The organism is Acidobacteriota bacterium (assembly GCA_016195325.1).
Classification (GTDB): domain Bacteria; phylum Acidobacteriota; class Polarisedimenticolia; order JACPZX01; family JACPZX01; genus JACPZX01.
Genome location: JACPZX010000060.1, coordinates 70,224 through 79,654, shown reverse-complemented (window position 1 = coordinate 79,654; position 9,431 = coordinate 70,224). Strand labels below are relative to the sequence as shown.

The following is a 9,431-nucleotide window of genomic DNA, read 5'->3' as shown; positions in this document are numbered from 1 at the left end:
GGAGCCCCCGCGCTCGCACGCCGCGCACACGAGCACGCCGGTGCGGACCTGCTCGACCGCCGGGTGCGCGGGGCTGATCGCCGCCGCGGGCGCCCCGGCGCGGCGCGCGACGCCGTAGCTCACGACCGCGACGAAGAGCGTCGCGGCGACGGCCGCCAGGATTCTGAAGGCCGCGCCGTCCCGGCCCCACGATGAGGCGGCCTCCCGGGCGTCCTCGCGTCGCAGCGCGTCACGGATTCGATCCGACAGGGCGGGATCGGCCTCCTCCCGCGTCAGACCCCGGGCGAGAGCGCCGTCGAAGGCGACCTCGAACGCGCGGTAGCGGCGGCACGCCTCACATCGCTCGAGGTGATCGCGCACGGCGTCGACGCGGCCGGCGGGGAGCTCGTTCGCGAGAGCGGCCGCCAGGAGCTCGCGGATCCCGGCGCAGTCGTCCCGGCTCGCCCCCGCGCCGCTCACGTCAGCCCCTTCATCGGCGCCGCCGCGAGTCGCGCGCGTCGCTGAGGCTGACGACGCCGGGGCCTTCGTCCCGCGGCCCGTCGAGGAGGCCTCGATCCTGCGCGTAGCTCATGAGCCTCTCCTGCATCATCCGCCGGGACCTGTGGAGCCGCGACATCACCGTCCCGATCGGGCACTCGAGGACCGCGGCGATCTCCCTGTACGAGAGCCCTTCCATCGCCGAGAGGGTCAGCACCATGCGATACTCTCCGGGGAGGTCTGCGAGGGCCCGCTCGATCTCGCCGTCCAGGCAACCCGACACGAGGATCTGCTCCGGGCTCGTCTCGGGGCGCGCGGAGGCGGCGCCCCGCTCGATGAGCGTCTCGAGCCTCCCCTCCGCTCCCCCCGTCTCCACTTCCTGCCATCCCCGCCGCGCGCGCCGGTAACGGTTCACGAAGAGATTCCTGAGAATCGTGAGGAGCCAGGCCCGGATGTTCGTCCCCGACTCGTAGCGGTCGAAGAAGCGGTACCCCCGGAGCAGGGTCTCCTGCACGAGATCCTCCGCCTCCTCCCGGCGGCGCGTCAGCTTCATCGCGACGTTGTGCAGCGAGCGGACGTGCGGCATCGCGCTCTCCTCGAACGCGGATCTCCGCGCTTCCCGGTCGGGAGCCATCGCCGACGTCGCTTCTCCGATCGTGCACGGCCGAAGACCGTCCGAGGCCGCTGCCTGCACAACACGCGCGGCGGGCCTCGGTATTCCCGCCTCCCCCGGGGTCCCGAAGGGGCCGTGGGGACTCCGGGTCAGCCGCGCCGCGAAAGCCGGAAGGTGGCGCGCACCGAGCCGACCTCCCTCCCGCGAAGGTTTCGGACCGTCAGCGCGGAGCGGAGGGATTCGGGAACGGCGGCCCCGCTCAGCGCTCCGAGCTGTCGGAGCGTCTCGAGAACGACGGCCGTGCGCGCGCGGCCGGAGTCCCCGTCGAAGATCTTCACCGCGATGCCGAGCGGGCCCGAGGGAGAGTCCCACCCCATCGCGTGAAACCCGTCCGCACCGATCTTGGCCAGCAGCCGCGGGATCGCGCGCATGAGCACGGTGTCGAGCATCCCGTCGCCTGCGACCATCTCGGGGTGGGCCCGCATCGCGCTCGCGACCCGCCCGGCCATGAGCCCCAGGGCCGCCGATCCCGCCGGCGCGGCGGGGGGGGCGACGAGGCGCGCGAAGGAGACCGCCGCCTCGCGGAGCGAGACGCCGAAGGTCGGCGCGCTGCACCCATCCACCGCCACCACGATGTCCCGCGCGGATCTTCCCGTGAACGCCGCGACCGCCTCGAGATTCCGGCGCTGGACCGGGTGCTCGGGATCGAGATAGCTCTCGAGCGGGTGCCCCAGCGCGCGCGACGCCGCCAGCATGCCGGCGTGCTTCCCCGAGCAGTTGTTCATGAGCACTCCGGGGACCCCTCCGTTCGTCAGCACTCTCTCGGCCGCGGGGCGCGAGAAGGGGAGGTGCGTGCCGCATTGAAGCGCCTCTTCCGGAAGCCCGGCCCGCGCGAGGATCGAGCGGGCCGCGTCGACGTGGTGCGGCTCGCCCGCGTGGGACGAGCTGATGAGCGCAATCTCGGGCGGAAGGAGGCCGTAGCGTTCGGCGATGCCGGCCTCGAGGACGGCGGCCGCCTGGAACGGCTTGGCGGCCGACCGCAGGAAGATGATGCGCTCGGGGTCGCCCAGGGTCGCCTCGAGGCGGCCGTCGGGATGCGCGACGGCGATCGCCGCGGCGTGGGCGCACTCGACGATCTCGCCCCGTGTGATCTCGACCGCGCTTTCGCTGGATGGAGAGGTCATAGGCCCGATTGTAGTCCGCCGCCCGCGCGGCTTGACAGCCCCGGGGGAATGCGCCTAGGCTTGCGCCCCTAAGTATCCCGCCTACAGATAGTTCACGCATTTTCCAGGAGGCGACGTGAAGCTCCTGTACCTCGACTGCTTCTCCGGGATCGCCGGAGACATGCTCCTCGGCGCCCTCATCGATCTGGGCGTCGACCTCGGGACGATCCGCAGGAAGCTGGCGGCCCTTCCCCTGCGCGGGTACGAGCTCTCCGCGCGCCGCGTCTCGCGCCAGGGGATCTCGGGGACCAAGTTCGACGTGCGCGTGGGCCGCGGGCACGCGCACCGCGGGTGGAGCGAGATCAGGAAGATCATCGAGGACGCCGGATTCGAGGACGCCGTGCGCGTGAAATCGCTCGCCGTGTTCCGCCGGCTGATCGAGGTCGAGGCCCGCATCCACAGGGTGCCCGTCGAGAGGGTCCACCTCCACGAGGTGGGGGCGGTGGACGCGATCGTCGACATCGTCGGCTCGGTGATCGCGCTGCGCGAAGTGCTCGGCGCCGACGGGCGGCTCCACGCCTCCCCGCTCCGACTGGGGAGCGGCACCGTGACGATGGAGCACGGGACCTTCCCGGTCCCGGCGCCGGCGACCGCCGCGCTGGTGAAGGGAGTCCCCGTCTCGGCCGGACCCGTGGAGGGGGAGCTGGTCACCCCCACGGGGGCCGCGCTCGTGACGACGCTCGCCGTGTCGTTCGGCCCCCTCCCGCCGATGACCGTGCGCGAGATCGGCTACGGAGCGGGGACGCGGGAGTACGCCGACCACCCCAACCTTCTGCGCGCGATCCTCGGCGAGTCGACGGTGGTCAAGGAGCTCCGCGAGGAGGTGTCGGTCCTCGAGTGCACCGTGGACGACATGAACCCGCAGGGGTACGGCTACCTCATGGAGCGCCTCTTCGCGGGCGGCGCGCTCGAGGTCTTCTACACGCCCGTCCTCATGAAGAAGAACCGCCCGGGCACGCTCGTCACCATCATCGTCCCGGAGAACAGGTTCGGCAGCGTCGCCGCCATCCTCTTCCGCGAGAGCACGACGATCGGCTTCCGCCACACGATCGCCGGGCGCGTCGAGCTCGCGCGCGACATCGTGACCGTCGCCACGCCCTTCGGCCCCGTGCGCATGAAGATCTCGTCCCTCGACGGCGTCACGACCCAGGCGCATCCCGAGTACGAGGACTGCCGGAAGCTCGCCTCGACGCGCGATGTCCCGCTCAAGGAAGTCCAGGCGGCCGCGGTCGACGCGTACCGCGCCTCGAGGCCCGCGGCCGCCCGCGCGGCGCGGCCGGCCACGCCCCGGAAGAGGAAGGCGAAGCGTTGAACGGCGCCGGGCGGTACTACGTCACGACGCCGATCTACTACGTCAACGACGTGCCGCACATCGGCCACATGTACACGACGGTCGTCGCCGACGTGGTCGCGCGCTACCAGCGCATGCTGGGGCGCGACGTCCGGTTCCTGACGGGGACGGACGAGCACGGGCAGAAGATCGAGCGCGCCGCGAAGAAACAGGGGATCGCGCCGAAGGAGCTGGCCGATCGCGTCGTCGCCCGCTACCACGATCTGTGGAGGCGCATCGGCTCGACGCACGACGACTTCATCCGGACCACCGACCCCCGTCACGCCCGCGGCGTGGTGAGCATCTTCGAGAGGGTCCGGGCGGCCGGCGACGTCTACCTCGGCGCGTACAGCGGCATGTACTGCCCGGGGTGCGAGGCCTTCTATCCGGAGAGCCAGCTCGTGAACGGCCGGTGCCCCGATCTCGGCCACGAGGTCGAGCCGCTCCAGGAGGAGTCGTACTTCTTCCGCCTCTCGAGGTTCCAGGAGCCGCTCCTCAGGCACTACGCGGAGCACCCGGAGTTCGTGCGGCCGGCGACGCGCCTGAACGAGGTCGTCCGTTTCGTCGAGATGGGGCTCCGCGACCTCTCGATCAGCCGCACGGCCTTCTCGTGGGGCATCCCGCTCCCAGGAGATCCCCGCCATGTTTTCTACGTCTGGTTCGACGCGCTCTGCAACTACGTCACGGCGCTCGGGTACGCGGACGGCGGCGGCGACTACGCGCGGTACTGGCCGGCCGACGTGCACCTCGTCGGCAAGGACATCCTCCGATTTCACGCGGTGTACTGGCCGGCGTTCCTGATGTCGGCGGGGCTCCCCCTCCCCCGCACGATCTGGAGCCACGGGTGGTGGCTCCGGGCCGAGGGAAAGATGTCCAAGTCGACGGGGAACGTCGTGGATCCCGTGCCGCTGATCGAGCGGTTCGGCGCGGGGCCGGTGCGCTACTTCCTCCTCCGCGACATGGCGTTCGGCCAGGACGCCCAGTTCTCCGAGGAGGGGTTCATCGAGAGGATCAACAACGACCTCGCGAACGATCTCGGCAACCTGGCGAGCCGCCTCCTCACCCTGGTGGAGAGCGACTGGGGGGGGACGGTCCCACCGATCGCCATCCCGGGGCGGGGCCGCCAGCCCGACGACGTCTTCCAGCTGCGGGCGCACGCGACGCGGGCGCTCGAGGAGTGCCGCGTCGCGATGGACGAGTTCCGGTTCCACGAGGCCCTCGCGTCGCTGTGGAGCGTCGTCTCCGAGACCAACCGTTACATCGTCAAGTGGGAGCCCTGGGCGCTGGCCAAGGTCGCCTCGAAGAAGGAGCTGCTGGGAGCCGTCCTCAGGGAGGCGTCCGAGGCCCTCGCGGCCGTGGCGCTCTCGATCTGCCCTGTGATGCCCGAGGCCTCGCAGGAGCTCTGGAGCCGCCTCGGCGGCTCCGGCCGCGCGGAACAGCACGATCTCTTCCGCCGTGCGCCCGACAAACGCTGGGCGCTCCTCACCACCGGCGCCGCGACCCGGCGAGGGAGCGCGCTCTTTCCGCGCATCGACAAGGACGCCTATTTCAAGGAGGGAACGATGGACCCATCGACACCGAAACCACCGAGCGACGCCCCGGGACTGCCGGCGGCCCCGGCCGGACCCGCGCCGGTCACGCCCGCGGCCGCAGCGCCACCCGCCGACGCCCCCATCTCCATCGAGGACTTCCAGAAGGTGAAGCTCCGCACGGGGAGAATCCTCGCCGCCGAGCGCATCCCCGGGGCGGATCGAATCCTCAAGCTGACCGTCGACGTCGGCACCGACACGAGGACCGTCGTGGCCGGGATCGCGCTTCAGTACCAGCCCGAGTCGCTGGTCGGCAAGACGGTCGTCATCGTCGTCAACCTCAAGCCGGCGAAGCTCCGCGGCGTGGAGTCGCAGGGGATGCTCCTCGCGGCCGACCTCGGCGGCTCGCCGATCATCGCGACCTTCGAGCGGGAGATCCCGCCGGGGAACGTCGTTCGCTGATGGCGGACGATCGGGAGCGGGCGCCCTCGCCGCCGTTCATCGACTCGCACGCTCACCTGTCGATGCCCCTCTTCGCGGAGGATCTCCCCCGCGTGCTCGCGCGCGCCGCCGCCGCGGGGATGACGGACGTTCTCACGGCGGCGACGAGCCTCGCCGATGCCGGGCGCAACGCCGATCTCGCCCGGCCGGAAGGCGCTCCCCGCGTCTGGGCGGCCGTCGGATTCCATCCGCACGAGGCGAAATCGTGGCGGGACGGCGACGACGAAGTCCTGGCGGAGTTCTTTCTCCGCCCGGGAATCGTGGCGATCGGCGAGACCGGGCTCGACTACCACTACGACCTGTCGCCGCGCCCGGCGCAGCGCGAGGTCCTCGCGCGGCAGGTCCGTCTCGCGACCCGGCTGAAGCGCCCGATCATCGTCCACTGCCGGGACGCCGCGGACGACGTCATCGCCATTCTCGAGGGGGAAGGGGCCCGCGAGTGCGGGGGGGTTCTGCACTGTTTCACCGAGAGCTCCGCGTTCGCGGAGCGCTGCCTGTCCCTCGGCTTCTACATCTCGTTCTCGGGAATCCTGACGTTCAAGAACGCCGGGCACCTTCGCGAGGTGGCGAAAGGGATCCCGGCCGACCGTCTCCTGGCGGAGACCGATTCCCCGTTCCTGGCGCCGGTCCCGCACCGCGGCGAGAGGAACGAGCCCGAGCGCGCCTCGGTCGTCACCGGAGCGCTGGCCGAGCTCCGGGGGATCTCGAACGCGGAGCTTTCCGCGGCGATCAGCGCGAACTTCCGGAGATTCCTCGGACTCCCCCCCGCCTGACGAGGGATCTCAGGGCGCGGCGAGGCCGTCGCTGGCCCCTCCCGCCGCCGGCGTCCGCGCGCGAAGCCAGTCCTCCCACTCTCGCTGGAGCTCGTCGACGTCGCCCGGCAATTGCGCCGAGTCGGCGAGGATGCGCGTCGTCACCCGACCGCGTGCCGCCCCGGCCGTGACCCGGTCGGCCAGCGTGTTCCCGCCCCTCCCGAACAGGAACTCCCCGACGGCGTAGCTCTCGTCGGCGAACTGCTGTCCGGCATCGGCTCCGGAGCCTTCCTCCGGGCCCGCCGAAGGCGAGTCCCGCCGCGCCACGAGAAGACGCCAGAGGGGAATCGCCGGGGGGATCTCACCGCTCACGCGCCGGAACCTCGCCTCGCGGGCGGCGCTCCCCTCGCACCACGCGGCGACGGCCTCGTCCAACCAGGCGGGGGGGAGATCCGCGACGGCGCCGTGCCGCCGCCCAGGGGCGCAACCAGGGGGAGGACTCTCTCCCAGCTCGCGACGCAGCCGGGCGTCGAACAGCACGTGGCCGATAGCGTGCGCGAGGCCCGACTCGGGCGAAATGTCCGGCTCGCGCCCGTCGATCACCCAGCGGACGCAGGCGACCCCCTTCGCGGCGAGCTCCGGAGGCTCGGCGCCTGTCGAGCCGCCTTCGGAATCGACGAGGATGGCCAGCGTTTCGGGCGAGGTGGGAAAGAGGAGCCGAAAGCGACGGAGCGCCGACTCGGCTTCGAAGCGAATCCGCCGGACGTCAACTCCGGGGGGCGCCAGCACCTCGATCGCGTCCGAGGCGGCGACGGGAGGTCGGGGCTTCCCAGCCGCGACGACTTGCGCCGCGATCGAGATGGCCAGCAGGACGGCCAGCGCTGGACCCCGACGGTGGACAGGCACGCGCTGATGCTCCCCGCACTCGGGAGGTCTCCCCTCCCCTCGGACGACCCGGCCAGGCTCGAGGCGGGTGGGCAGAGCTTCCCCCTCGCACCGGCACACTACGTCGGGGATCACCGGCAGGTTTCGATGCAGGAAGCGTTGGGAGGGTCTTTCGTGGCAGCGGCCCCGGATGGCCGTGCTCTGGACCTGAGACAGTTCCCCAGTCTCAATGATCTCAGAATGATACTCATTGGGAATGCGCCGGAGGTGATGGCGCCCTTTCCCCTCCTGCTGGCCCATCAAGAAGCCCGGACCGCCCCGCAGCTGTCCGTTCCTCTCTTCCTGGGCACCGCCGACGCAGGAGGGGTAAGGCCGCCATCACCCGGCCACCGGTTGCCGGCCGGCGCTGGGGCCGCTCTTGACTAAGCAATGCTCCTGCCAGCCGTCGCAATTGTCGGGATTCAAGACCAAAAGCCGCATGGGGCCTGCGGGCGCCGGAGCGGGGGAGGGCGCCGGATCCCCGTGCGCGGCGTCGGGTGTTCGGGACTTCCGGACGCAATGTGTCGGGTTTTTGTTGACCCATGAGACCGGGGACCTCTACAATCCGACATGCGAACTTCCGACGCCAGCATCCTGGTGGTCGACGACGATCCGAGCCTTCGGGAGCTGCTCGTCGACCTGCTCAGCAGCCAGGGATACCAGACGGTCGCGGTCGTCAACGGCAAGGAGGCGATCGAGGCGCTCACCCGCGATCGATTTCAGCTGCTGCTGACGGATCTCAGGATGCCCGTCATGGGCGGAGGCCGCCTCGTCGAGGAGTGCCTCAAGCGCTGGCCCGACCTTCCCCTGATCGTCCTGACGGCCTACGGCTCCATCGAGGACGCGCTGGAGCTCATCCGCCGCGGCGTCTACGACTACATCCCGAAGCCTCACAAGGAGAAGGATCTCCTCCTCCGCATCGCCCGCGCGCTCGAGCGCGAGCGCCTCACGACAGAGATCAAGGAGCTGCGCGACCGGCTCGAGGACAAGAGGCACGACCGGATCCTGGGGGACGACCCCGTCGTCCGGCAGGCTCTCGCGCGCGCCGAGGCGGTCGCCCCGACGGATTTCCCCGTCGTCCTGATGGGAGACTCTGGGACGGGCAAGGAGCTCTTCGCCCGATTCATCCACGCGCACAGCACGCGCCGCGCGGCGCCGTTCGTGGCCGTGAACTGCGGCGCGATCCCGCGCGAGCTCTTCGAGAGCGAGATCTTCGGATACGCCAAGGGGGCGTTCACCGGCGCCCAGAACGACAAGCGCGGCCTATTCGAGGAGGCCGAGGGTGGGACGCTCTTCCTGGACGAGATCGTCGACATCGCCACGGATCACCAGGTGAAGCTCCTGCGCGCGCTCCAGGAGAGGGAGATCAAGCGCGTCGGAGAGAACGCGGTCCGGCGAGTCGACGTCCGCATCATCTCCGCCTCCAACCGCGATCTGGCGGCGGCGGTGCGCGAGGGGCGGCTTCGCGAAGATCTCTACTACCGGCTCAACGTCATGCCGATCCGTCTTCCGCCGCTCCGCGAGCGGCGCGGCGATCTGCTCCCCCTCGCGCAGCACCTCCTCGAGCGGGAGGGAGCCGCGATGAGCAGGGCCATGAAAGGGTTCAGCCGGGGCGCGGCGGAGAAGATCCTGCAGTACCCGTGGCCCGGGAACGTGCGCGAGCTCGAGAACCGCATCAAGCAGGCGCTGGTCCTGGCGAGCGGCGAGCAGATCGGCGCCGAGGATCTCCTTCTCGAGGACGAGAGCCTCGTGCGAAGGCTCGACCCGGGAGGCGTCGGCGAGACCGATCGCGGCGCGCCGGGAGCCTCCGCTTACGTCCCACCGGCGGCATTTCCGTCGTTCAACGAAGCGAGGCGGTGCTTCGAGCGCGACTATCTCGTCGACGTCCTGCGCCGGAACCGGGGGAACGCGACCGCCGCGGCGAAGGAGGCGGGAAAGCACCGCAGCGAGTTCTACGATCTCATCAAGCGGCACGGGCTCCAGCCGGCCGACTTCCGGAGCGGAAGCTCCGGCCTCCCCGCGCCTCCTTCCCCCGCCCCGTCGGGCGACCCGGGGAAGTGACCCCGACGGACGAAAGGGCGG

Annotated in this window: 8 protein-coding genes; 4 read left to right on the top strand and 4 right to left on the bottom strand. The window is 71.0% G+C overall.

What is annotated here, in order from left to right; translation table 11 throughout:
* From HY049_11570 to HY049_11560, 3 genes are all read right to left on the bottom strand, one after another.
* On the bottom strand, positions 1 to 459 hold a 459-nt coding region (locus HY049_11570; protein MBI3449538.1), incomplete at its 3' end, for a zf-HC2 domain-containing protein.
* A gap of 10 nt (positions 460 to 469) precedes the next feature.
* Positions 470 to 1,063: a sigma-70 family RNA polymerase sigma factor gene (locus tag HY049_11565; GenBank protein ID MBI3449537.1), complete on the bottom strand. Its 594-nt coding sequence runs from the start codon at positions 1,061 to 1,063 to the stop codon at positions 470 to 472.
* Between the two features lie 176 nt (positions 1,064 to 1,239).
* A complete protein-coding gene (locus tag HY049_11560; GenBank protein MBI3449536.1) occupies positions 1,240 to 2,274 on the bottom strand; it encodes an asparaginase in 1,035 nt (344 codons plus the stop codon).
* 115 nt (positions 2,275 to 2,389) lie between these two features.
* Here HY049_11560 and larC point away from each other — a divergent pair, with 115 nt between their 5' ends.
* The 3 genes from larC to HY049_11545 are packed head-to-tail and all read left to right on the top strand — an operon-like array spanning position 2,390 to position 6,446.
* On the top strand, positions 2,390 to 3,625 hold the full coding sequence (larC, locus tag HY049_11555) for a nickel pincer cofactor biosynthesis protein LarC (GenBank protein MBI3449535.1): 1,236 nt from the start codon (positions 2,390 to 2,392) through the stop codon (positions 3,623 to 3,625).
* On the top strand, positions 3,622 to 5,634 hold the full coding sequence (gene metG / locus HY049_11550; GenBank protein ID MBI3449534.1) for a methionine--tRNA ligase: 2,013 nt from the start codon (positions 3,622 to 3,624) through the stop codon (positions 5,632 to 5,634). Before larC ends, metG begins: the two co-directional genes overlap by 4 nt.
* Positions 5,634 to 6,446 carry a TatD family hydrolase gene (locus HY049_11545; GenBank protein MBI3449533.1) on the top strand — a complete coding sequence of 271 codons (813 nt, stop codon included), beginning with the start codon at positions 5,634 to 5,636 and terminating at the stop codon, positions 6,444 to 6,446. Before metG ends, HY049_11545 begins: the two co-directional genes overlap by 1 nt.
* Positions 6,447 to 6,455: 9 nt before the next feature.
* Here HY049_11545 and HY049_11540 read toward each other — a convergent pair whose 3' ends face one another.
* Positions 6,456 to 7,331: a hypothetical protein gene (locus HY049_11540; protein MBI3449532.1), complete on the bottom strand. Its 876-nt coding sequence runs from the start codon at positions 7,329 to 7,331 to the stop codon at positions 6,456 to 6,458.
* 588 nt (positions 7,332 to 7,919) lie between these two features.
* Between HY049_11540 and HY049_11535 the strand changes: the two genes are divergently transcribed.
* Positions 7,920 to 9,410, top strand: coding sequence for a sigma-54-dependent Fis family transcriptional regulator (locus HY049_11535; GenBank protein ID MBI3449531.1), 1,491 nt, complete (start codon positions 7,920 to 7,922; stop codon positions 9,408 to 9,410).
* Positions 9,411 to 9,431: the final 21 nt, after the last annotated feature.